Origin of the sequence: Pirellula sp. SH-Sr6A, from assembly GCF_001610875.1 — a bacterium.
Classification (GTDB): domain Bacteria; phylum Planctomycetota; class Planctomycetia; order Pirellulales; family Pirellulaceae; genus JBKCUI01.
The window spans coordinates 479,201-502,919 of sequence record NZ_CP011272.1; the positions used below are offsets into that span (position 1 = coordinate 479,201).

Genomic DNA, 23,719 nt, shown 5'->3' on the forward strand with positions numbered 1-23,719 from the left:
ATGGATCCACGCAACGCCACGATGTACATCCTGAATCAATATGGACCACTCGCGTCAAAACCGACTTCGACGCTCCTTGCGGTGCTTTCGCCTGGTTAACCAATGCTTGGCAAAATCTACCGGTTAGGGGCTTTGCGTAAACTACGTAAGTCGGAAGCGTAACAGACTCCCGTGGCATGTCAACGACCCGGGGCCGGTATTGGGTGACGAAATGTCGTGCATGAAGGTCTCCCCCCAAGAAAACAGTCAGAAATGGAAACGGCTCTCAACAAGTCCGAGAAATTCTGCTAAAAAACCGGTTGGACCAAGAGTTTGGTAAGAATTTCGAGTCGAAGGAGCTACTTTCCGTGCCTACCCCGTTTTTCGCGTTCCAGCTATCGCAATACATTTTTGGACCGCTGCTGTTTCTTCTCTCGGTTTTCATCATTCTGATCATTCTCCTCCAGCGTGGTCGCGGCGGCGGTCTCACCGGTGCTTTGGGCGGTGCTGGCGGGTCCAGTGCGTTTGGCGTGAAAGCGGGGGATATCTTCACTCGAATCACGGCCATCTCGGTGTTGCTCTGGATTTGTCTGTGCGCTTTTGTTTGTTGGTGGTATTTGCCTGAAACGCTGGATATTGAAGCGGATCCGAGCGTCACGACCACTTCTGGCGCGGGAGCGCTCTCCATCGGTCCCAAGGAAGGGGAAGCAATCCCTGCACCCGCCGGGTCGAGTCCATTGCCCGCGTCCGGCGCGCCCGAGACACCTGCCCCGGCGGTGAATGTTCCCCCGGTCAATTTGCCTGCTGTGAATTTGCCAGCCGTGAACCTGCCGCCGGCACCCCCCCCAGCTACGGAAGCGCCGGCGACGGCTGCTCCTGCAACGGAAACTCCAGCGGCGACTCCCGCGTCCGAAACAACTCCTAAGGAATCCGCATCCACCGACGCGCCTCCCCCTGTGGATCCTGCAGGAACGTCCACCGAACCAAAACCCTAGTTCTCAACCTTTTGCTCCTTGCTCCCCCTGGCCCTATCTATGCCGAGCGATCCATCCCATCCCCTCATTCAGCAGGCATTCCGATGCTGCTGAGCATGACCGGTCACGGGGAGTCTTCGAAACGGCTTGGCGGATATGCCATCGAGGTGGAGATCCGAACTGTAAACAACCGTTTTCTGAAAATCCTTACCAAGCTTTCGGACTTGGCTGCCCCCCTTGAGTCCGATTTGGAGGGACTTGTTCGCGATTTCCTTAAGCGGGGAAGTGTTAGTTTGTACGTTCGCGTCACGTCCAGTGATGTCGAGGAATCGGCCTTCGTCAACCAGCCGGTGCTCCAAGCCTATCTTCGGGCGGCGAAGGAAGCCGCGGACGCGATGCTTCTTCCTTTCCACCCCGATGTTAGTGGATTCATGGCGCTTCCCGGCGTCCTCGATACGCCCAAACCGGGGGATAATCCCGAGTTGGAGCAAGGAATCCGGGAGGCGTGCGCGGAAGCGCTTCAGGATCTGCAGGCGATGCGGCGGGCCGAAGGGGAGGCCATGTCGAACAAATTCCAGGAGTATTTGAGAGATCTCAGATCGCTTCGCGACAGCATCTCCAGACGGGCGCCGCAGGTTGTCTTGGACTATCAAACCAAGCTTGAGCAGAGAATTCGGACGGCTTGCGAGAGCCGTGGGCTGGATCTTGAGTCCTCGGAGTTCGTTCGAGAGGTCGCACTTTTCTGCGATAAAGCCGACATTTCGGAAGAGTTGACGCGGCTGGAGAGTCACTTTCATCAATTCGAGACCGTGCTCCGCGCATCGGAAAGCCAGGGTCGAAAGCTCGATTTCCTCGTCCAAGAGCTTGGACGGGAAACCAATACGATTGGATCGAAGGCGAACGACGCCGAAATTTCCGTGTGCGTCGTGTCGATGAAGACAATTCTCGAGCAAATTCGAGAGCTTGTTCAAAACATAGAATAGTCCGATCGTAGAATAGAATTTATCCAGTCAAATCAACAAGAAGAGCCGTTTTCGGGTCCAGCTATGACGGAATTTGGGAAGCTGATCATTATTTCCGGGCCTTCGGGGGCTGGTAAGTCCTCGGTGGTCAAACAGCTCATGGATCGCAGTTCGCTCCCCCTTACTCTGAGCGTATCGGCCACCACCCGCCTTCCGCGGCCGGGGGAGCAGCACGGCAGGGAATATTGGTTCCTAAGTCGCGACGAGTTCGAAAACAAGCGTCAGGCAGGAGAGTTTCTCGAGTGCAAGGAAGTCTTTGGACGGGGAACTTGGTACGGGACCTTGAAAGAGACCGTTTCGGCTGGTCTAAATGATGGCAAGTGGGTAATCTTAGAGATCGATGTGCAAGGTGCGTTGTCGGTGCTTCAAGATTACTCGGACGCAATCACCATTTTCGTCCACCCTGGTTCCATGCAGGAGCTAGAGCGACGGCTTCGGGATCGCGGCACGGAATCAGACGATTCCCTCAAGCGGCGATTGGACGTCGCGGCGGATGAGATGGAAATGCGGCATCACTACGCACACGAAATCATCAACGTAAACCTCGACAACACGGTGGAGCAGATCGATCGACTGCTTCAGCAATACCAAGGAGAAAAGATTCCATGCTCGAAGAGTTAAAAGAAGAAGCCATCGTCAACAAAGTCGGCGGACGCTTCAAGCTCTCGACGTTGATCCAAAAGAGGCTTGTGCAGCTCAATCGCGGCAGCCGTCCCTTGGTCGATATGAACTCGGACGACAAGATGGAGATCGTGATCCACGAAATCCTTCAGGACAAAATCTTCTTGACCACCAATGGTGAACTGAAGATTCTCAGCGAGACCGCAGATCTAGGTGAATTGCTGGACTTGGATTCCGGCGACCTGTAATGCGAATTCGCTCCTATGGCGCATCGCATTGTTGTTGGAATATCCGGCGGGATCGCAGCTTACAAGACGGCCGCGCTGGTTAGCAGGCTCGTTCAGGGCGGCAACCGTGTGTCGGTTGCGATGACCCCATCGGCGGAGCATTTTATCGGTCGTGCGGCGCTCGCTGCATTGTGCGGCCAGGCCCCAGTCGTCGACAGTTTCGACAGCCGTTTTCCGCTGGGGCCTCACATTGAGCTCGTCGATGGCGCCGACCTTTTGGTGATTGCCCCCGCGACAGCGCACATTCTCGGCTCCTGCGCCTATGGGCTCGGTGACGGGCTTCTTCCCACACTTTATCTTCAGTCCGAATGCCCTGTGTTGATGGCTCCGGCCATGAGTACCGCGATGTGGTCGAAACCAGCGGTGCAGCGGAATGTTCAGCAGCTTCGCGATGACGGTGTTCATTTTGTCGGCCCCGACTCGGGCTGGCTCTCTTGTCGGCGGTCCGGTGAGGGGAGAATGTCGGAGCCCGATGCGATTCTCGAAGCCTGCATGGCTCTGTTGATTCGCGAGGAGTCCTAGCATCTCCTCATGGCTCATATCGTGATTACATCCGGCCCGACTAGGCAGTACCTAGATCCGGTTCGCTATCTCACCAACTCGTCCAGCGGAAAGATGGGGGCGTGCCTCGCCACTTCCGCCCTTCGATTAGGTCATCAGGTTACCGTCATATCAGGGCCGGTCCAAGTAGACTATCCATCTGCGGCGACGGTCATCGACGTGATTTCAACCCAGGAAATGCTCGAGGCGACGCAATCCGCATTCGCTACGGCTGATGGGCTCATCGGTGCAGCCGCCCCGTGCGATTACATGCCCATCGAGATCGCCTCCCAAAAACTTTCGAAGACCGGCCAGGGTCTTCAACTCTCTCTCCGTGAGACCCCAGATATCGTTGCGACGCTCGGAGCCCTCAAGCGGATCGATCAATGGGTTGTCGGATTCGCGCTCGAAACCGAGGATGTTCGATTTCGCGCGATCGTAAAGATGGCAAAAAAACGATGCGATATGATCGTTTCCAATAGCGCCGAGGCGATGAACTCTCCCGACAACGCGGTGGAAATCATCAAACGGGACGGGGAGGTTGTCGAACAAGTCGCTGGACCGAAGCAACTCGTGGCCGACCGAATCCTTCATCAAATTCAAAAACATCTACTCGATTCCAATCCATGAATGCAGTACCAGAGTATCCCGGTCTTCCCGTAATCCCAAGCCCGCTGGATGTTCTGGTCATCGCTCCCCATCCTGACGATGCCGAACTCGGGATGGGAGGGACCATCGCCATGCTTCAGGCGAAAGGCTGGAAGGTCGGAATTTTGGATCTCACCAATGGTGAGCCGACCCCATTCGGCACGCCGGAGATCCGGGCAACCGAGACCGCACGGGCCAACGAACGGCTGGGCAATCCATGGCGGTATAACCTTGGATTGCGAAACCGCTTCCTCGAACCGACGCTCGAGAATCGACGTCTGCTGGCCGGCATCTTTCGCCTTACTCGCCCCAAGTGGCTGTTTGCCCCTTACTGGTCAGACGCCCACCCGGATCACGTCGCAGCAACGGAATTGGTCGAGGCCGCTCGATTCTGGAGCAAACTCACCAAAAGCGACATTCCCGGTGAGCCATTCCATCCACAACGAATCTTTTATTACTTCTGCATCCACCTGAAACTCGTCCCGCAACCCGCATTTGTCGTCGATATTTCCTTACACTGGAAAGCAAAAGCGGCCGCGATCGAAGCTTACCAGAGCCAATTCGTCACCGGTCGCCCCGTCCCCGAAGAACCTTTTATTGAACGCTATCGCGAGGAAGCAGGTTTCTGGGGCAAAGCGATCGGTACCCGTTACGGCGAGCCTTTTGCATCGAAAGAACCGATCGGACTTTCCGATCTCCAATCCTTATTATGAAGCAAGCCCTACAAAACACGTTAAACCGCCGAACATTCGGATGCACCGGAGCAGCTTGGGTCCTATTCGCGGGATGCCCCTCTCGCTCCTCGAGCCAGCGAGGGACAGCCGCAGGCAAGCCTGTCATCGTTGCGACAACGGGAATGATTGCCGATGTCGCAAAAACGCTTGCTGGGGATCTGGCAACCATCGAGCAACTGATCGGACCGGGGGTGGACCCGCATTTGTATCGTCCCAGTTCGGACGACGTGCGCAGTATCCTCCGCGCCTCACTAGTCCTCTATAACGGGCTGAAATTGGAGGGCCGCATGGGGGATGTTCTCGAGAAGAAGTCCGATAACTCCCCCCGCATTCCATTGTGCGACCAATTACCTCAAGATCGATTGCTTGGCCACGGTGAAGGAGACTCAGCGATGGATCCACATTGCTGGATGGATCTGACTCTTTGGGAAATGGTCTCGCTCAAAGTCGAGGACGCGATCGTCAAACTCTTGCCGGATCACCAAAGCGAAATCACTGCTCGAGGTGCAACACTTCGGCAAAAGATGCAGCAGCTGAACACAGTGATCTCGGAGTGGATGCAAACGATTCCCGAATCCCAGCGGATTCTCATTTCCTCGCACGATGCGTTTCAATATTTCGGCAAGCAATACAAAATCCGTGTCGAGGGGATTCAGGGAATCTCGACGACGTCTGAAGCCGGGCTGAAGCGGATCGAGGAGTTGGTATCGTTAATCGTCGAACAAAAGGTCCCCGCGGTTTTCATCGAATCCAGCGTCCCAGAAAAGGGTGTGCAATCGCTCCGTGAAGGAGCCAAGCAGAAAGGTTGGGACGTAGCACTCGGGGGTACACTCTACACCGACGCGATGGGGAACGAGCCCCCTACCAATACTTATCTCGGCATGATGGAGCACAACGCGCGCACGATTGTCGAAGCACTGGGTGGGTCGCCGACACCTCCTCCTCCACCGACCCCTTCCGCGAACGATATTCGCCACGGGTCAGTTCGTGGAGCGGTTTCTTAATGTCAGTTCTCCCATCCCATCGTCCAATCGATTTGCCCGCCATCGCCATCTCGGACTTGACCGTTGCTTACCAGCGAAAGCCAGTCTTATGGGAAATCAGTCTCGATATCCCCTCTGGTGCATTGGTCGGATTGGTAGGCCCCAATGGCGCAGGGAAGAGCACGTTGATCAAGGCCATGATGAACTTGATCCCTAGGGTCAGTGGCGATATTCGCTTGGAGGGAAAACCGATGGAGGGGCAACTACCTTGCGTCGCGTACGTACCTCAACGTGAATCGGTCGATTGGGATTTTCCAGCTTCGGTGCTAGATGTTGTTTTGATGGGACTGTATCGCCAGATCGGTTGGTTTCGCCCCGTGCAAAGTAGACATCGGCAGCAAGCCATGGAGGCGCTTGAGCAAGTGGGGATTGCCGAGCTGGCTTCTCGTCAGATCAGCCAACTCTCTGGAGGTCAACAGCAGCGCACCTTTCTCGCCCGAGCATTGGTGCAATCGGCAGATGTCTATTTGATGGATGAGCCCTTCGCTGCCGTCGACGCTGCCACCGAGCAGTCGATCATCGAAGTCCTCCGTACGTTGCAACAAAACCGCAAGACAATCCTGGTTGTCCATCACGATCTGCACACCGTCCCCGAGTACTTCGACTGGTTGATCCTCCTCAATGTTCGTGCCGTAGCCTGGGGACCGATGGACTCCACCTTCACCCCCGAAAACCTTCGACGCACGTACGGTGGACGTCTCACTCTATTGGATGAAGTCACCGAAGCGATTCGCCGTCGACAATCTCTGTAAGTCACGACACCCTTCGCGCAATGACGCGTCTAATCCTGTGATTTTTTGGGCGCGAGCCTCACTCGCTGCTCATCCAAAAATACGCCGTAACGATTCTCTTCGATGGCCGATCGAGCGGCGGCCATGAGCCGTTGATAAAACGTGAGATTGTGAATCGACAACAGCGTCGGCCCTAGCATTTCATCACACATAAAGAGATGACGTATGTAGGCTCGCGAATGCCTACAAGCCAAACAGGGGCAGTCTTCTTCGATCGGTCGGGCATCGCGTGTGTGACAACTGTTCCGCATCCGTAGCGGTCCGTCTGCCGTAAAGGCCAGGGCATTGCGTCCGTTTCGAGTTGGCATGACGCAGTCGAACATATCGATGCCCCTCGCAACCCCTTCCACCAAATCGATGGGCGTCCCTACCCCCATCAAATAGCGAGGCTGGTCGGTTGGCAAAACAGGACAAATACCATCGAGTACACGAAGCATCTCTTCGGGCGGTTCGCCCACGCTCAAACCACCCACGGCATAACCGTCGAAACCGATCGACACCAAGCCTTCTGCACACTGTTGACGAAGTTCGATATCGAGACCGCCTTGAACAATCGCGAACAACGCTTGATCCTCGCGGGATGCGTAGCGTTTGCACCGCTCGGCCCAACGGATACTGCGATGCATCGCGTCGAGAACCGCAGATTTCTCGGCGGGCAATGCGATAACGTGATCGAGCACCATCGCGACATCGCTACCGAGCTCTTGCTGGATTCGGATAGAGTCCTCAGGGCGCAAATGGATCTTTGACCCGTTCAAATGCGATTTGAACGTCGCTCCATCCTCCGTGACTTGATTCAAATCCCCCAACGAGAAAATCTGGAAGCCACCGCTGTCGGTGAGAATGGGTTTGTCCCAACCGATGAAGCGATGCAGTCCGTCCAGTTCCGCGACGAGTTCGGAGGTAGGCCGCAGCGCCAGGTGGTACGTGTTCCCGAGCAGGATTTCGGCTCCGGTCGACTCCACTTGGTCGATGGTCAAGCCCTTTACGGTCCCCTGCGTTCCAACGGGCATAAAGGCAGGAGTTTGGACGACACCGTGAGTCAGGTGCAATCGCCCTCGCCTTGCATGGGTAGACGCATCTACCCCCAAAAGTTCGAAGGGGAATCGGGAGGATTGGACCATACCTTAGCGCCGTTGATCCAATATTTCACGGGCAACGGTCTCCGCCGATCCGGTCGCTTGCAGCCGTCCCAACCAGAAACTGAGTTCTTGTTGGTTTGGTGTTCGGTTCACCAAGGCCGTCACCAAGCTTTGCACATACGCTGCGTCATCGCCTCGAAACATCTCTCGATACTTGATGCTGGAAAGGATTCCCACTTTCAATGCGTCGAGCGAATTTCCTTGGCTCAAGTAGCCTTGCCATCCAACCAATTCCGCGGACGAAGGAGCGCGACCCAAGTATTGCAAAAAGAGTTTGCTAATGGCTTCACTGGAACCACCGAACGAGGGTGGATAAGCGGCACTGACAGACGAGCCGGCCGTCGAGATGCCACCAGAACGGTCCAACACCAAGTTATAGTTTTGACCTAACGAGCTGGCGTTGAGCGTAGGCGGGTTGTTGAGTTGGTAGAGAATTTGTGCTCCATAGGTGATCGTTGCAATCAGTTGGTACTGATCGCTGGGCGACACATAACGTGGATCGACATTGAGTTCATACGCAAATGGCCCAAAGCCTTGCACGGCCACGGTGGTGCTCCCTCCGCCGACCTCATAGAACGGTCGCGTGATGTTTTTGAGCTGCACATTGAGGTAAGCGCCCGCGGGCAAGTTCATATTGTCACGGATTGCGATCGAGCCTGACAATGCGCTGGAGTTGGATGTCAAGTTCGCCGTGACGCTGCGCAAGCTTCGTGTTCGTGAATCCATGATCAAGAGATTGATACGACCATAGGAATCCGCGTACCGTTTGATCTCTTCGGCGAGCTCGATCACTCTGCCATCGACCAGTCCCAATCGGGAAGGACCGGCAGCGACCACCACATCGTTCACCCCAAGCCCGACTTGCTGTGCCGCGCTCCCAGGCGCTACGGTCGTTACAATCGCCCCGACCTCGTTGTTCTGGATACCCACCCCCAACTTCCAATCACGTCGCGTGTTGAGGTACCCACCCGCATACGAAGGGGCTCCCCAATTTCCGGTGCTTGACGCGGAGGGCTGGGTGGTACTCGGAGTGGGAAAGGTGGACCGAGGCAAAGCCCCGGAAAGCATATCAACCCATGTGGACGATTGGGCGGAAACATGCTCACCGGAAACGAGCAAAGCGATTCCTACCCCAAATGCAATCAGCTTATTCATGTTGTAGCTCCTGAAAAATGACTCTTGGGGTTATCGCATCTGCGTTCCGCAGATCTCATCCAACTCTTTGTGAATGAACGATGGATCCAACGGAAAGAAGCCCGCTCGGATCGCTTCCATCTGCCCGTCGCGACTGAGGATGTAGCGAAGCATCGACTCGCGCAATCCGCCATCGGTTTTCATTTGCGCCTTGTCAAAGACCAGAACCAATGGTCGGACCAACGGGTACTGGCCGCTCAAAAAGCTTTGTTCATTCGCTGGAACAATAGTCCCTCTCAGGGAGAGAGCCACGGTTCGTACCCCGGGTACCGCATCGCCAAATCCAGCGATTCCGACAGCCGCTGTGTCCTTAGCGATGGCTTCACAGACCGCTTGGCTGGACATGTGCGAGCCCACTTCTTTGGCCACGTTTTCTCCTCGCAATAGGAACTGCTTGATAAACGCGGTGGTGCCAGCGATTTCGCTGCGAGCGTGGATGCGAATCGGCTGATCTGCCAGAGCACCCGTCACACCCAATTCCCCCCAAGTCGCATAATGGACGCCCTTTTGGGCAGGAGCTCTCAAAATGCCCTCGAGTTGCTCCGGGGTAACGGCTGCGAGCGGGTTGGATTCGTGCACATACAACGCGAGCGGATCGAGCGCGACGATCACGCTCATCGGTTCCTTGCATTTACCCGCTTTGAGTGTTGCTATTTCTTGCTCGGAGATCGGGCGACTCGCGCCGACGATCAAGCTCGGGTCTTCTGCGAGCGCTTTGATGCCGGCATCGGTACCGTCGGGCCCGCGTGTGAATTCGACCTTGGTATGGAAGTTTCGAAAGCGATCGGCCCAAGCTTTACCGAGCAACATCATAGTGGTCGAGCCACTGAGCTTTGCTGCCCCCTGCAAGTCCTTGGAGGGATGATAAAGCTCTAGACACTCCAGCAGCGACATGAGGGCCAGGTGCTGGGAGTCCGGGGCTGCCGGAACACTCGTCGTGGCTACACCGCTGGGCTGAACGGCAACGGGATTGCTAGCGGGAGTTGCACGGGTTTGAGCCGAAGCGACACCGCTCCCACTCACCATAGAAATCAAAAGACTGCAAACAAATGCGACGCGCATGAAACTCCTCCTTGGTATCGCCAACGCTGATCAATCGCATCAATCTACAGGAATTCGCATTTGGTGCCCAGATCGATCCCGGCAGCCTGGACAATCCCAGCTCGGAACTTCCCCTACAAGGGCTGTCGAGCCGGATCCTGCATTCCATTGAGCCGAAAGCCTCTTTCGCGAAGAAGGCAGGAATCGCAGTGCCCGCAAGCGAATCCGCCCGGCAACGGATCGTAACAGGATGATGTGAGGGAATAATCTACGCCCAGCTCCAAGCCTTTGCGAACGATCTCCTCTTTCGACCAATGGATCAATGGTGCATGAATCGTCAGGCGATCTCCCTCCACCGCCCGCTTCGTCGCCAGATTCGCCATCGTCTCGAAGGCTTGGATATACTCCGGCCGGCAATCGGGGTAACCGCTGTAATCCAGGGCATTCACGCCGACGAAGATGTCATTGGACTGAAGGACTTCGGCCCAAGCGAGTGCGTAAGACAAAAAGACGGTGTTGCGAGCAGGAACATAGGTAAGTGGAATATCCTCGCCGATTTCGTCCACCGATTCATGTTTCGGTACATCGATCGAGACATCGGTCAACGCGCTCCCACCCAGCTTGCCAAGATCTATATCGAGAATCACATGCTTCTCGGCTTGGAAAGCGCTGGCGACCGCCTGGGCCTTTTCCAGCTCCACCCGATGCCGTTGGCCGTATCGGAAACTGATTGCGTACAACGAGAAACCTTGCTCGCGTGCGAGAGCCATGCAGGTGGCCGAATCGAGGCCACCGCTCAACAGAACCACCGCGGGTTTCTTTAAATTCTTCATCTTCGGAGCATTCTCTTTCTAGGAGGGAACCGATGAATCTCTATAATCCCGCCATGGCCATCATCGAAATTCGCAACTTGTCAAAATCGTATCGCGTCTACCAAAAGAGAGAAGGGCTTGGGCAGGCTCTCCGCGGGCTCTTTCATCGCGAGTACAAGACCGTGGAAGCGGTCCGCAATGTTAGCTTGCAAGTGGAGCCAGGCGAGTTCGTCGCATTTCTCGGCCCCAACGGAGCGGGTAAGACGACAACCCTCAAGCTCCTATCCGGAGTGATCTACCCCACTTCGGGCGAGGCCAGCGTCATGGGTTTTGTACCTTGGCAACGTAACCTCGAGTATCGCCGACGGTTCGCGCTGGTCATGGGACAAAAGAATCAGCTGTGGTGGGATCTTCCCGCTCAAGAGTCCTTTCGACTGCACCAGCAGATCTATAACATCGACGATGCGAGCTTTCGACGAACCAGGGATGAATTGACAGACTTGCTCGAAGTCGGCGAATTGTTAGGTCGCCCCGTTCGAGAGCTTTCTCTGGGCGAACGGATGAAGATGGAGCTCATCGCCGCCTTACTGCACAGTCCGGAAGTCCTCTTTTTGGATGAACCGACAATCGGGCTGGATGTTATCGCGCAGCACAAAATCCAACAGTTTCTCAAGCACTACCAGGAAGAGAGAAAAATCACGGTCTTGCTTACCAGCCACTACATGAAGGATGTGGCTGCACTTTGCAAGCGTGTCGTGGTTATCGCGCAGGGGACCGTGCAATACGATGGTTCCCTCGAAGGTATCGTCGAGGATTTTTCTACGAACAAGATCATCACGCTCGAGCTAGCCGATGGCGTATCGCCCGAAGGTTTGGAGCGATTGGGAACGATTGAGAAGATTGTGATGCCGAGGGTTTCGCTCCGTTGCAATCGCAGCGAAGTCTCCCAGGTATTATCTGGGATTCTCAACAACTACAAGATTCACGACATGGCTGTCGCGGATCCTCCGCTCGAGGAAGTCATCGCTAAACTTTTCGCACACGTTTCCGGCCCTCATGCACCGTCGCACCTCCCATCGAACGAGGTGAAGTCATGAGCGACTGGGCCAGCGCGTGGAGCTTGCGATGGAATATCCTCAAAATGGCTTTGGCAGAGCGAGTCGCGTATCGAGGGGATTTCGCGATCGGCACGCTCATGCGATTCTTGCCCATCGTCACCCAGATCTTCCTCTGGTGGGCGATCTTTCAATCGCTCGATCCCGACTCTCCTAAAACTGCCACCCTCAGCGGCTACACTTTTCAAGACATGGTCGCCTACTACTTGCTCACCATGGTGGGGCGTGCCTTTTCGTCGATGCCAGGACTTTCGTCGAGCATCGCTCTCAAAGTGCGCGATGGCGAGATCAAAAAGTTCTTGGTGCAACCCGTTGATTTGCTTTCCTTTCTTTTTTGGTCTCGTGTTGCGCATAAACTGGCTTACTACACCATCGCCACTCTCCCCTTCGCGCTCGTGTTTTTCCTGTGTCGTGACTACTTCACGCGCGGATGGCCAGAACCTGAAGTGCTATTCGCATTCGTCGGCTCACTGGTCTTCAGCTTTGCGCTTGGGTTCTATCTTGAGACTTGCATCGGACTGGTAGGATTTTGGATGCTCGAGGTTTCGTCGCTTCTTTTTGTCTATATGCTCTTTCAATTCTTTCTATCGGGTCACATGTTCCCGCTCGACATTCTCCCCGAGCCGTTTGCGACGATTGTCGGCTATTTGCCCATCAAGTATCTCGCCTACTTCCCCGCAGCCGTGTTCCTTGGCAAGGTGACAGGAACCGCCTTGGCGATCGACATGGCCATGCTCATCGGATGGACCTTTTTCTTTTTCATACTGAGCCGCGTGCTCTATGCCGCGGGGTTGAAACGCTACAGCGGATTCGGCGGCTGATGCACAGCCTGCAGCCTGAGCGTTGGGCGTCGGAAACAAGCGTCATTCCCCCGGCAGCTCGGAACTGCGCGTAAAAAAAGCCGGAACGCATCGTGCGGTTCCGGCTCTTGGATGTTGACTTTTGTCGCAGAGGCGGTGATCACCACCTCTGCAGAGGACTGGGGCGAGCCCAGCTTCATCGCTTAGAGAAGCTTTGCCAAACGAGCGCAAAGGTCGGCGGTTCGGCAGCTGTAACCCCATTCGTTGTCGTACCAGGAAACCACCTTAACCAGCTTGCCTTTGTCACCGAGGACTTGGGTGAAGTCTGCGGCGAAGATGCTGCTGTGGGAATCATCGATGATATCGCTGGAAACGATGGGATCTTCGGTGTAGCAAAGAATTCCCTTGAGTGGACCTTCCGCAGCCGCCTTCATCGCGGCGTTGATTTCTGCGACGGTGGCATCCTTTTTGAGGTTAGCGGTCAAGTCGACAACCGAACCGGTTGGAACTGGAACTCGCATCGCGATACCGGTGAGCTTGCCCTTCAATTCAGGAATGACCAAACCAACTGCCGAAGCTGCTCCAGTCGTCGTAGGGATGATGTTCAGAGCGGCGGCTCGTGCGCGATACGCATCGGCGTGCGGCATATCCTGAACGCGTTGATCGTTCGTGTAAGCATGAACGGTGGTCATCAAGCCGGTCTCGATACCGAAGGTCTCGTTGAGAACCTTGGCGACAGGTGCCAAGCAATTTGTCGTGCAGGATGCGTTGGAGATACACTTGAGATCTTTCGTTAGTTTGTCGTCGTTAACCCCGAGAACACACGTCAAATCGGCTCCATCCTTGGCAGGGGCGCTCAACACGACTCGCTTAGCACCCGCTGTAAGGTGGGAATCGTAACCTGGCTTACCGTCCTTTGCCCGACCGGTGAAAAATCCGGTGCTCTCGATCACGATGTCGATGTTATTTTCGCCCCAAGGCAACTTGGTCGGATCCTTTTCGGCCAACGCCAGGATCTTCTTGCCGTCGACGATCAAGTGCTTGTCGTCGTAGCTTACTGTGCCGTTGTAGCGACCGTGAATGCTGTCGTACTTTAGAAGAGTTGCGAGCATTGCGTTGTCGGTCAAGTCATTGACGGCAACAACTTCGAACTCGCTCGATCGGCTCATCAAGTTGCGGAATGTCAATCGACCGATACGACCAAACCCGTTAATTGCGATTCGAACTGTCACCGCTGGTATCTCCAACTCAAAAAAAGAAACGGACACTGGTTGAGGCCGCCGCGTACCCCGTCGTTCGCGATCAGGTTACCTCCCCAACCCTTTCACCGAAACCACATCCCGTCGACTAGGCGACCGGTTCAATCTCGATGTGCCGCTGAATATACAAACGACCTGAAACATCAGCAATCGCTAAGAAAACCCCATGTCGAATTCCGATTCTCGCCTACAATGAAATCAGCTCACTTTATGCTGATAAAAGCTTTTCGTGCCATCGACGGATATGTCGCCAGATATGTCGCAATCTCTTCCAGTTTTGAACCCCTCGGCAGATCTCACAAAGGCGGACAATAGCTCCTGCGCGTCGAATGGGGGCAGATATGGGAACATTGTTTCCCGGTACTTGGATAACCTCGGCATGGAGCGAGAAGAGCGAGCGCCCCATGGACCGCTGGGGAAAGCTCCCTTGCCGATGAGCATGGAGGAGGCACGAGCTCGCGGCTGGGACGAATTGGATGTCGTTTTCGTCACCGGCGACGCCTATATCGATCATCCGAGTTTCGCCATGTCGATCCTAGGGCGGGTGCTCGAGGCGGCCGGATATCGAGTGGGGATCATCAGCCAACCCGATTGGCAGTCCTGCGAGGAGTGGAAGCGCTTCGGGCGCCCGAAACTTTTTTTTGCGATTTCTGCTGGCAACATGGACAGCATGATCAATCACTACACGGCGAACAAAAAGGTTCGTAACGACGATGCCTATTCCCCTGGAGGTCGAATTGGTCTGCGTCCTGATCGCGCGACCCTCGCCTACTGCCAGCGGGCCCGCGAAGCGTACAAGGGGGTTCCGGTCATCGCCGGGGGTGTTGAAGCCTCGCTGCGTCGCTTCGCTCATTACGATTACTGGAGCGATAAAGTTCGCAAGAGTATCTTGCTCGATAGCAAGGCGGATTTGGTCGCATTTGGGATGGGAGAAAACTCGATCATCGAGATGGCTCGCCGACTGGAAGCGGGCGAAACGGTCAAAGATCTGCGAGATATGCGAGGGGTCGCTTACGCCCTCGGCGCCTCGGAGGCCCTCCCGTCGGACGCTCTCGAGATGCCTTGCTTTGAGGAAGTCGTTTCGGACAAAGTACGTTTCTCCCTCGCGACCCGGATTATCCATAACGAGACCAATCCACTCAATGCTCGCAGATTGATGCAGCGACATGGCACGCAAGTCATCGTGGCCAACCCGCCGCAACTCCCCATCAGCCAGGAAGCGATGGACCGTATCTACGGCCTTCCCTACACGCGAAAGCCCCATCCGAGTTACACCGAGCCGATCCCCGCCTTCAACATGATCAAGAATTCCGTCACGATCATGCGAGGATGCTTCGGCGGCTGCACATTTTGCTCGATCACGGCCCACCAAGGGCGAATCATTCAATCTCGCTCGAAGGAGTCTATCCTCCAGGAAATCCAAGGCATGACGGCCGACCCGGAATTCAAGGGGATCGTGAGCGATATCGGTGGCCCGACAGCAAACATGTACCAAATGCGTTGCACCAAGCCCGATGTCGAAGCGGTTTGCCGGCGCCAGTCCTGCGTCCACCCAAAGATCTGCAAACTCCTCGGAGTCGACCATACTCCCGTGATGGAATTGATGCGGGAGTCTCGGGAGACGCCGGGCATCAAAAAGGTCCTGGTCGCCAGCGGCATCCGTATGGACTTGGCACGCCAGTCTCCGGAGTACATCCAGGAACTAACCAAACACCACGTGGGAGGCCATCTCAAGGTTGCTCCCGAACACGTCGATCCGGACGTCCTCTATAAAATGCGCAAGCCCGCAAATGACGACTTTGAGTTCTTTACGGAGCAATTCAAAGAGGCGTCCGAAGAAGCCGGCAAGAAACAATTCATCATCCCGTACTTCATCGCCTCTCACCCCGGTAGCTCGATCGAGTCGATGATTGAATTGGCATTGTTCCTCAAACGAAACGGTTACAAACCGGATCAAGTCCAAGACTTCATTCCAGCGCCGCTCGACGTGGCCACCAGCATGTACTACACGGGCTTGGATCCGTTCAATCTCAAACCCGTTTACATCGCGAAAGCACTTCGGGATCGAAAATCTCAACGCGCGTTGATGCAGTTCTTCAAACCCGAGAATTACTTCGAGGTCCGAGAGGCGCTTCGGTCGGTCAACCGTTCCGATCTGATCGGGGAGGGCTGCGACTGTCTCATCCCGTCCCGCCCCCCGAAGGAGGCGCTCGAAAAACGACGAGCCGATGCGAATCAACGCTTTCGGGGTGAATACGTTCACACCATTCCCAAAGCGAACTCGCAACCATCGGATGCACCCGAGTCCCGGCCGTCCGATAACGCTTCCTCTGCAAACCAAACCAGAAAACGAAAAGGCCCCCGAAAAGAGCAACGATCGACCGCTGCTCAGAGCGGTAAGAAGCCCAACGCAGGCTACCGACCGGGCCGCCGGGTAAAGTAATACCGAGGCTGCTCGCCCCCTATCGCTGCAACCCCGCCAGGTGTTTGGCGATCCTCTTTCCCGTGGAGCTCAAGGGCACTTCGGTCAAGCGATGTACCGAACACCAAACGGCATCCGGACTATCCTCTCCACGCAATGGCTCTAATGGATTGCCGTTTGAGCCCTCCACCGAAGCGTGGAAACAACGGAGCGAAATCCGGTATCGAGTTACCCCATGCTTGATCTGCATCGCCTCATCGGACAAACAAACAGATGCGCCAAAGCGGTCTGAAAACTGTCGGGACGCGGAGGTCATCAGTTCGTCTTCGCTTTGAGCACTCGTCACATCGAATCTTGGGAAGTCCCATAATCCAGCCCACCGCTCTCCTGCTTGACAGCGTCGCAGCAAATAACGGCAACCTTCGTCTCGGACCAGAAGCGCGACTTCCACTTTGTCTTCATAAACCTTCGATGGCTTTGGAGACGGTATCTCGGACTGCTCCGAGTGCGCATAGGTGGGACAGAGGCTTTGCAATGGGCATTCGTGACATAACGGGGCCTTCGGTGTGCAGACCTGCGAACCGAGCTCCATGACCGCTTGGTTTAGCCTGCCGCTCCCAGATCGCTCCGGCAGGATGTCGGACGCAAATTTCCAGAGATGGTTCTGAATCGTTCGCTCCGTGAGCTGCCCTCGCAGCCGAAGCAATCTCGCATAAAGCCTTTGAGTGTTTGCCTCCACGATGGGTGCTCGCATATCGTACGCGAACGAAGAGATAGCTCCCGCCGTGTAGCGTCCTATCCCGGGAAGCGCGAGGATCGCATCGTAGTCTCGAGGAAAGCAACCTTCCCATTGGTCCCGAATGACCTTAGAGGCAGCATGCAGTTGCTTTGCACGTCGGTAGTAGCCCAACCCAGCCCAGTGCAACAGAACCCGTTCCTCAGGAGCGTCCGCCAGGGCAGTCACTGTAGGAAAGGCGTCTAAGAATCGATGGAAATAGGGGATCACCGTCGCTACTTGCGTCTGTTGCAACATGATCTCGCTCACCCAAATCGCATATGGGTCGTGCGTTTCCCGCCAGGGGAGCGATCGCCCCTGTTTCGAGAACCAAACTTTCATTCGCTTGCGCAGTTGCTGTAGCTCTTCAGCCGTCCAAGTCTTCATGCTTGCGATCGATGTAACAACCGTAGGGCCTGTAACGCCTCTCTCGGTCGATTTGGTTTAAGAGTAAGAAAATTTCTCAAGCTCCCTCGAAACGGTGTTCTACGTTCTTCTTTGGAGCGAATGCCCAGTCCCATTCACTGTATGGTTCATGTCACGAGGAGTCCTACTATGGCGTCTTGGTTAGAGCGAACGCAAGAAGAATCGTATCTGAATCAATTGGACCGCATGTTGATCACGCGGCTCAAAAGAAATACCGAGGACGTCGACGCGATTTCACTCCGTCGCAATTCTCCAGAGGCTCCTCGATCCCTTTCTGGTCTCTCGAAGGAGATCAACGAAGAACTCGATCGACTCGAAAGCCTACTCAGCGAAGCAGACGCGGTCGAGGCCCATCAAGCCTAACTGCCTGACGAGCTGACTGCCAAAAGAGCTGGCTCCCAGCGACCAGTCCGGAACAGACCCTTGAGACGGATGCTCGCTCGCAGATTCCAGCCGACGATTCGAAACGCTCACTGAGAAGAAACAAACTACCTAGAAATCAACTACGCAGAAACTAGGTTGCGTAGAGCCCAGACTACTCAGAAGCCATCTTACGAAGAAGCCATCTTACGAAGAAGCCAAATTACGAAGAAGGCGGTGGAGTGAACTTGGGAGCGTCTGTCTGAAGACCCTCTTCATCCTCTTTCATGGCTGCCGGAATATATCGAGGTTCGACGGGATCAGCCGCTTCGAACTCTTTCTTAAAATCGTCGACACTGCGACGAAGGTTTCGATAAGTCCCTCCCAGGTTGCGGGCCACCTCCGGAAGTCTCGACCCAAACAACATCAACGCGACGATTCCCAGCATCACCATCTCGGAGCTGCCAATGCCACCGATGATCGCGAATGGAATTGAATTCATCCAACACCCCTCTGGAAATGGAACCACGCTATGTTCCATGAATTTATTGACAACCAACCACAAACTGCATCACCAACCGCTGCCCATTTGCACACTCCATTCGCCTGCGGAGTCAATCGACCCCACAGGGATTGAAATGCACTTGGCACCTTAGGCGGATGGCTTGGAAGCGGTATCGGAGGATGGCTCGGAATCATCGTCCCGCATCCCCTTCTTGAACTCGGTCGCACTGCGTCCCAAGTTTCTCATCAAAGTAGGAAGCTTCGCGCTACCGAACAGGAGCATCGCGACGACCAAAATGATCAAAAGTTCCTGAGTTCCGACCGAGGGTAGAAATGCGAGGGGGAACATATGCTGTTTCCAAAGGTGGGGGTGGGAATCAAGAAGATTTGATTCGACACCTTCATTTTAGGTGAACCCAGTCTGCTGTCAAACGCCCGCTACACCTTCCGCCGAACTAAAGGCGATTTAACGCACCTTAGACACCATGTGATGCAATCCATCGAGCGCAACGATCACTACTGGGCTCCCTCGCTCCGCAAAAAAATGTTGGGGAGGATCGTCGCCTGCATTAGAATCGCGACCTTTCCCCCTTTGCACCCTTCTTTTGTACGGTTCAGCATGAGAACAAGCTCCCGCATCTGGCACCAATTATTTCCCATGGCTTCCATCGGACTCTTGATCGGTTGCATTCTCTCTACCGCGGTGGGGCAGTCGCCGTCGTACCCGATCGCCGGAACGAAGGGTATCACCTTCGACCCCATCAACGACTGGCCGTGGTGGCGAGGTCCCAACCGGGATGGCTCGTCCCTTGGAGCTCCTGCGCCGGACACGCTCGATGAATCGAAGAACCTGGTTTGGAAAACGCCCGTTCCAGGTCGCGGTCATTCGTCACCCATCGTCGTTGGCAAACGGGTGTTCCTGCTTAGCGCGGATAACGCGAAGCAAGTGCACTTTGTCATGGCCTTTGACCGCGACACTGGAAAAGAGTTATGGAAACGAGAACTGAACCAAGGGGGCTTTCCTGCCAAGAATCACCCCAAGAACACAGAAGCTAGTCCCACACTCGCTTGCGACGGAAACCATCTGTTCTCCGCACTATTCCATCACGAAGCGGTGTGGGGAACCGCGATCGATCTGGACGGCAAGCTGGTGTGGGAAACGAAGCTCGGTGCATTCAATCCAAAGCAATACGAGTACGGTTACGCCCCCTCTCCCGTCCTATACAACGACTCCGTATTGTTCACGTACGAGTACGACGGCCCATCGGCCATTGTCGCACTGGAAAGAATCTCCGGAGTCGAACGATGGCGAACCGATCGCCCTCAATCCACCTCGTTTTCGACCCCGGTAGTCATGTCCCATGGCGATCAAGACTACTTGCTCATCAGCGGTATCGACAAGGTGAGCGCGTACGATCCAGCCAATGGAAAGCTGCGGTGGGAGACGAAAGGAACCACCATGGCAACCTGCGGAACCATGGTCTGGGACAATGGGATCGTCTTCGCCAGCGGTGGATACCCTCGCGCCGAAACCATCGCCATCGATGTGAAAACCGGCAATCCACTTTGGAAGAACAATCAAAAGGCTTACGAGCAGTCGATGGTAGCCCATGCGGGCCATCTTTATTGCTTGACCGACAACGGAGTTCTCTTCTGCTGGGATGGCACGACAGGCGAAGAAAAATGGAAACAGAGGCTCTCCGGCCCGGTCAGCGCCTCGGGCGTTCTCGTCGGAAATCGAATCTACTGGGCCAACGAACGAGGCGATCTGTTTGTGTTCGAAGCCAACCCCGAACGATTCGTCCAAGTATCCAAAAACAAAATTGGCGACGAATCGTTTGCGAGCCCAGCGATCTGCAATGGCCAAGTCTACTTGCGGGTTGCCACGTTCGAAGGGGACAAACGTCAAGAATACTTAATGAGGCTTGGTAACCAATAACGCCGCATCCCACGGACGTGCCACCAAACGAAGTTCGAATTGAACCGCCTTCGCTACACCTTTTTTTGAATCAGCTGAGCGATTAACTCGGGCTTCCTCTGTTTCTTCAGGTGTTCCAACTGGTCAGGGGGAACACCCAGCTTTTCAAGGTGATTGAACATGCTTTCCCAGACCTTTTCTTTCTTCTTCCCCTCGGCCAAATAAAGATCGGTCAAAAGCTCCTGGACTCGTTGAAAGGAAACATTGTCTCGATTCTGGTAGTAGGATTTGATGACACCCTGTTGGTAGCGAGTGTAGTTTTCCATAGCCATGATGCTGTCCTCCCTTGTGTTTCGCGTTGGTTGCCGACCCCAAGATCTCGATCTCGGCTTTTCGGCACCCCAACTTGAAAAGATAGTAATTCCCGGGTCAACGTGGTAGGGATTCCCACTCCTTGGACTAAAATCGCGGCTTATCGGAAGAACGCGTTTTTTCTACTTCCTGCTCGTATCCCATTTTCGCTGTATGTCCTGCCGTTTTAGCTTGAAGCCGGTCTTGTTCGTTTCCTTGGTACTGGCCGCCCCCCTGTATGTAGGTTGCTTGCCATCACCGGAAAAAATTTCCGAGGTGTCGTCGCAGCGAGATCCCGCTCCCGTTTCCCCCGAGGAACTGCGCGAGATTATCCAGATGACTCTGGACCGAAATCTTCGATTGCGAGGCCTTGCTAGCGATCGCAATGCCGCTTGGCAAGTCATCCATGGGGCTGTTGCGTACGGCGACGCACTTTTGATGGAGGCAAACGGAAAAACCGAGCGGGCCCTTCCCTATCTTTTCCAAGGGGGCGAACTGGCTGGCTGGGAACTCCGCGAAGGGGATCTCCTGGCGAGCACTGGCCGAAAAGGAATTCGCGTTTCGGTCGAAGAAGGGAGCTTCACAGGTCAAGGACACGTGGATCAATTCCTCGGATACCTGTCCCAAGTGAACATTCCGCTGAGCACCAAAATCAAAATCGGTGAGAACGAACATACCTTGGAAGATTGGGCCCGACAGGCGCAGCGAGACATTTGCCAAAACCCCTACCAAGAATACTCCTGGACTCTCATCGCACTTACCAATTACTTTCCTAACGAGACGCAATGGGAGGGAACCGACGGGCGGCAGTGGACGTTGGAACCCTTTGTCGAACGAGAGGCCGGACAGGATCTCACTCGCAGCGCATGCGGCGGAATGCACCGCCTCATGGGATTGGCTCATAGCGTGCGTTATCGTGAAAAGCAGGGCGGTCGACTTGAAGGTGGATGGCTCAAAGCAAAACAAGTTGTCGAAAGCGCCATTGCCAAAGCCAAAGCGTTTCAAAACAGCGACGGTTCCTTTTCGACGCGCTATACCGAACGCGCCGGAAACAGCGCCGACTTGAGCACCTGCATCGGTGCGACAGGACACACACTCGAGTTCCTCGCCTACGCGTTGCCGGCGGAAGAACTCCGCGCACCGTGGCTAGAGAAATCGGTTCTCCGATTGTGCGAGATGCTTCACAACGCCGAGCCAACGGACCTCGAATGCGGCGGAGGTTATCACGCGCTCGCAGGGCTCAGACTCTACGCGGAACGTCGATTTCCGGAGCCCGCACCCAAGTAGTTCCATAGGCAGTACATGCTAAGGCTCCGTTCCAGTCGTTTTCGTGTTGACGCTCCTACGCATGCGGCCGCGCGGAGAACACGGTTTAAAACCCAAGATACGCAGCGGCCGTGACCATCCAAAATGGAATGGTCACCAATCCAATCAGCGATGTTCCAACCACGACGGTACACGCCACCTCGATGTCTTGATTGAACAATCGAGTCATCACAATGGGAAAGGTGGCCGCCGGCATCGATGCTTGCAGCAGTAGCACTTCCTGCAAATCGACGTCGCTAACCCAATGTTTGGCGATCAAGAGAAAGAGTACAGGCAAAGCAATCAACCGAACCCCAATCGCCAGGATTAGGGGCTTCCATGCATTCTTCAAATCGACTTGGGTCAAACAGTCGTAGACGATGGCACCGCTTAACACCAACCCAATCGGGATCGAACAACGCCCCAGTTGATCGGTCATGCTAAGAATCGGCCGTGGAACCCAGACATTCCAGCCCAACTGCCGAATCGCCAAGGCGATCGCTACGGAGAGAAGTGGGGGACTGAATACGATGCGCTTCCAAGATTTCTTGAGCCCCTGGCCGCTAATGATAAACAACCCCACGCTCCAAAGGGCGACATCGACTCCGACGTTGTGTACTAGCAAGGTAACGACGCAACCAGGATAGAAAGCTTCTGCCAATGGAAAAGGAATATAGCCATAGTTTGCAATCCCACTGCATAGCCCGAACGTTCGCGCTCGACTGTTGGTCTCTAATCCAAACCAGCGACCGATCGAGACTGCGATGGCATAGGCAAAGAGAAAGCCGAAGATCGTAAGACCCGCGCCGAAGAGAGTGGGAGTCCATGCGGTGAGATCGGCGGATAGCTTCGTATCCGTCATAATCCGATGAAAGAAGAACGCTGGCAATAAAACGTTGGAAAGGAATCCTGCGAGGGACCGATCCACTTCGCTCGTAAACCACTTCAAATAGCGGGCGAGCGCTCCCATCGCCATGACGAGAAAGACTCCCGATACGGTGGTAGCGATGGATAGATATTGGCTGTTCAAAGAATTGCCTTCCTATGTCACGACGGGTTGGGTTGTCACGACGGATCAGGCGAATCCTCAACGTCGACCGCTACCGCAGTTAGCGGCTCGCCATCGATTTCAACATCCCCCCGAAAAATGGCTTTTCGTCGCGGCGGATCATAATGTGATCCCCTGGCCGCAAGGAATAGTTTTGACCTTCCATCACATGCTTGCCCGAATCGTCGAAATCCACATCCATCCGAACGGGCGGTCGATTTCCGCCATTAGGACGAAGCACCGTAACTTTCATGCGACCGATCTTCTTGAAAAGATCCGCGTCTCGAATCACATCTCCCACAAAAAGGGATTGCCCATTTTGCAAAGGGAGTTTCTCTAAATGACGCTTGCCATCGGTGATGTCAAGGACCACACAAGTTTCCCCATTATCGGTGAGGACGGGACGCTCGGCTCCATGAGGACCGATGCCATATCCAGCAGCCTTCAAACTCTGGGTATCCAGGTTATCGAGCGGACCTTTTGATCGCCCCACCAACATGGAGCAACCGCTCAAAGTTAAGCAAAGCATTGAAAGAATCAACGAGCTCAACAAAGAGGATTTGCCCGCGCAGTTTGGATTGCATGCCATAGCCGAGGTCTCATTCAAA

The 23,719-nt window shown here is 55.0% G+C and carries 26 protein-coding genes; 15 read left to right on the top strand and 11 right to left on the bottom strand.

Going from position 1 to position 23,719, the window contains the following annotated elements; translation table 11 throughout:
- Positions 1–347 precede the first annotated feature (347 nt).
- The 9 genes from secG to VN12_RS01620 all read left to right on the top strand — a co-directional run bounded on the left by secG (position 348) and on the right by VN12_RS01620 (position 6,600).
- Positions 348–974 carry a preprotein translocase subunit SecG gene (gene secG / locus VN12_RS01580; protein ID WP_240491287.1) on the top strand — a complete coding sequence of 209 codons (627 nt, stop codon included), beginning with the start codon at positions 348–350 and terminating at the stop codon, positions 972–974.
- 83 nt (positions 975–1,057) lie between these two features.
- A complete protein-coding gene (locus VN12_RS01585) occupies positions 1,058–1,936 on the top strand; it encodes a YicC/YloC family endoribonuclease (RefSeq protein WP_146675188.1) in 879 nt (292 codons plus the stop codon).
- 63 nt (positions 1,937–1,999) lie between these two features.
- Positions 2,000–2,596, top strand: a complete 597-nt coding sequence (gene gmk, locus VN12_RS01590) for a guanylate kinase (protein WP_146675189.1) — start codon at positions 2,000–2,002, stop codon at positions 2,594–2,596.
- Positions 2,581–2,844 (top strand): DNA-directed RNA polymerase subunit omega, encoded by a 264-nt coding sequence (locus tag VN12_RS01595; RefSeq protein WP_146675190.1) that lies wholly within the window; start codon positions 2,581–2,583, stop codon positions 2,842–2,844. Before gmk ends, VN12_RS01595 begins: the two co-directional genes overlap by 16 nt.
- Positions 2,845–2,859: 15 nt before the next feature.
- Positions 2,860–3,405 carry a flavoprotein gene (locus VN12_RS01600; RefSeq protein ID WP_146675191.1) on the top strand — a complete coding sequence of 182 codons (546 nt, stop codon included), beginning with the start codon at positions 2,860–2,862 and terminating at the stop codon, positions 3,403–3,405.
- Positions 3,406–3,414: 9 nt separating this feature from the next.
- Positions 3,415–4,053, top strand: coding sequence for a phosphopantothenoylcysteine decarboxylase (locus tag VN12_RS01605; protein ID WP_146675192.1), 639 nt, complete (start codon positions 3,415–3,417; stop codon positions 4,051–4,053).
- Positions 4,050–4,784 (top strand): bacillithiol biosynthesis deacetylase BshB1, encoded by a 735-nt coding sequence (gene bshB1 / locus VN12_RS01610; protein ID WP_146675193.1) that lies wholly within the window; start codon positions 4,050–4,052, stop codon positions 4,782–4,784. The genes VN12_RS01605 and bshB1 overlap by 4 nt, the downstream gene beginning before the upstream one ends.
- Positions 4,781–5,809 carry a metal ABC transporter solute-binding protein, Zn/Mn family gene (locus VN12_RS01615; protein WP_146675194.1) on the top strand — a complete coding sequence of 343 codons (1,029 nt, stop codon included), beginning with the start codon at positions 4,781–4,783 and terminating at the stop codon, positions 5,807–5,809. The genes bshB1 and VN12_RS01615 overlap by 4 nt, the downstream gene beginning before the upstream one ends.
- The gene (locus VN12_RS01620) at positions 5,809–6,600 is read left to right on the top strand and encodes a metal ABC transporter ATP-binding protein (RefSeq protein WP_315850183.1); all 792 of its coding nucleotides are present in this window, start codon (positions 5,809–5,811) and stop codon (positions 6,598–6,600) included. Before VN12_RS01615 ends, VN12_RS01620 begins: the two co-directional genes overlap by 1 nt.
- Positions 6,601–6,629: 29 nt before the next feature.
- Here the strand turns inward: VN12_RS01620 and tgt are convergent, their stop codons facing one another.
- The 4 genes from tgt to queC form a co-directional block, all read right to left on the bottom strand.
- Positions 6,630–7,763 (bottom strand): tRNA guanosine(34) transglycosylase Tgt, encoded by a 1,134-nt coding sequence (tgt, locus tag VN12_RS01625; RefSeq protein WP_146675195.1) that lies wholly within the window; start codon positions 7,761–7,763, stop codon positions 6,630–6,632.
- 3 nt (positions 7,764–7,766) lie between these two features.
- Positions 7,767–8,936 carry a YbaY family lipoprotein gene (locus VN12_RS01630; protein ID WP_146675196.1) on the bottom strand — a complete coding sequence of 390 codons (1,170 nt, stop codon included), beginning with the start codon at positions 8,934–8,936 and terminating at the stop codon, positions 7,767–7,769.
- 30 nt (positions 8,937–8,966) lie between these two features.
- A complete protein-coding gene (locus tag VN12_RS01635) occupies positions 8,967–10,037 on the bottom strand; it encodes a PstS family phosphate ABC transporter substrate-binding protein (protein ID WP_146675197.1) in 1,071 nt (356 codons plus the stop codon).
- Between the two features lie 113 nt (positions 10,038–10,150).
- Positions 10,151–10,849, bottom strand: a complete 699-nt coding sequence (queC, locus tag VN12_RS01640; protein WP_146675198.1) for a 7-cyano-7-deazaguanine synthase QueC — start codon at positions 10,847–10,849, stop codon at positions 10,151–10,153.
- A 53-nt stretch (positions 10,850–10,902) separates the two neighbouring features.
- On the opposite strand from queC, the gene VN12_RS01645 reads away from it, so the two are divergent.
- Together VN12_RS01645 and VN12_RS01650 are read left to right on the top strand one after the other, a co-directional pair.
- Positions 10,903–11,925, top strand: coding sequence for an ATP-binding cassette domain-containing protein (locus VN12_RS01645; protein ID WP_146679752.1), 1,023 nt, complete (start codon positions 10,903–10,905; stop codon positions 11,923–11,925).
- Entirely contained in the window at positions 11,922–12,764 is an 843-nt protein-coding gene (locus VN12_RS01650) for an ABC transporter permease (RefSeq protein ID WP_146675199.1), read from the top strand. Before VN12_RS01645 ends, VN12_RS01650 begins: the two co-directional genes overlap by 4 nt.
- 182 nt (positions 12,765–12,946) lie before the next feature.
- Here VN12_RS01650 and gap read toward each other — a convergent pair whose 3' ends face one another.
- Entirely contained in the window at positions 12,947–13,975 is a 1,029-nt protein-coding gene (gene gap, locus VN12_RS01655; protein ID WP_146675200.1) for a type I glyceraldehyde-3-phosphate dehydrogenase, read from the bottom strand.
- 406 nt (positions 13,976–14,381) lie between these two features.
- On the opposite strand from gap, the gene VN12_RS01660 reads away from it, so the two are divergent.
- Entirely contained in the window at positions 14,382–16,445 is a 2,064-nt protein-coding gene (locus VN12_RS01660) for a YgiQ family radical SAM protein (RefSeq protein WP_146675201.1), read from the top strand.
- Positions 16,446–16,464: 19 nt separating this feature from the next.
- On the opposite strand, the gene mutY is transcribed toward VN12_RS01660, so the two are convergent.
- On the bottom strand, positions 16,465–17,586 hold the full coding sequence (mutY, locus tag VN12_RS01665) for an A/G-specific adenine glycosylase (RefSeq protein ID WP_146675202.1): 1,122 nt from the start codon (positions 17,584–17,586) through the stop codon (positions 16,465–16,467).
- A 168-nt stretch (positions 17,587–17,754) separates the two neighbouring features.
- On the opposite strand from mutY, the gene VN12_RS01670 reads away from it, so the two are divergent.
- The gene (locus tag VN12_RS01670) at positions 17,755–17,988 is read left to right on the top strand and encodes a hypothetical protein (RefSeq protein ID WP_146675203.1); all 234 of its coding nucleotides are present in this window, start codon (positions 17,755–17,757) and stop codon (positions 17,986–17,988) included.
- A gap of 220 nt (positions 17,989–18,208) precedes the next feature.
- Here VN12_RS01670 and VN12_RS01675 read toward each other — a convergent pair whose 3' ends face one another.
- Positions 18,209–18,487 (bottom strand): twin-arginine translocase TatA/TatE family subunit, encoded by a 279-nt coding sequence (locus VN12_RS01675; protein WP_168164143.1) that lies wholly within the window; start codon positions 18,485–18,487, stop codon positions 18,209–18,211.
- A gap of 150 nt (positions 18,488–18,637) precedes the next feature.
- Positions 18,638–18,838 (bottom strand): twin-arginine translocase TatA/TatE family subunit, encoded by a 201-nt coding sequence (locus VN12_RS01680; protein ID WP_146675205.1) that lies wholly within the window; start codon positions 18,836–18,838, stop codon positions 18,638–18,640.
- A gap of 270 nt (positions 18,839–19,108) precedes the next feature.
- Here VN12_RS01680 and VN12_RS01685 point away from each other — a divergent pair, with 270 nt between their 5' ends.
- Positions 19,109–20,428, top strand: coding sequence for a PQQ-binding-like beta-propeller repeat protein (locus VN12_RS01685; protein ID WP_168164144.1), 1,320 nt, complete (start codon positions 19,109–19,111; stop codon positions 20,426–20,428).
- Positions 20,429–20,481: 53 nt separating this feature from the next.
- Here the strand turns inward: VN12_RS01685 and VN12_RS01690 are convergent, their stop codons facing one another.
- Positions 20,482–20,739, bottom strand: a complete 258-nt coding sequence (locus VN12_RS01690) for a hypothetical protein (protein ID WP_240491288.1) — start codon at positions 20,737–20,739, stop codon at positions 20,482–20,484.
- 193 nt (positions 20,740–20,932) lie between these two features.
- Between VN12_RS01690 and VN12_RS01695 the strand changes: the two genes are divergently transcribed.
- Entirely contained in the window at positions 20,933–22,045 is a 1,113-nt protein-coding gene (locus VN12_RS01695; RefSeq protein ID WP_146675207.1) for an ADP-ribosylation factor-directed GTPase activating protein isoform b, read from the top strand.
- 85 nt (positions 22,046–22,130) lie between these two features.
- On the opposite strand, the gene VN12_RS01700 is transcribed toward VN12_RS01695, so the two are convergent.
- Both VN12_RS01700 and VN12_RS01705 read right to left on the bottom strand, forming a co-directional pair.
- The gene (locus tag VN12_RS01700; protein ID WP_146675208.1) at positions 22,131–23,093 is read right to left on the bottom strand and encodes an AEC family transporter; all 963 of its coding nucleotides are present in this window, start codon (positions 23,091–23,093) and stop codon (positions 22,131–22,133) included.
- A gap of 79 nt (positions 23,094–23,172) precedes the next feature.
- Positions 23,173–23,700, bottom strand: coding sequence for a hypothetical protein (locus VN12_RS01705; protein ID WP_146675209.1), 528 nt, complete (start codon positions 23,698–23,700; stop codon positions 23,173–23,175).
- Positions 23,701–23,719: the final 19 nt, after the last annotated feature.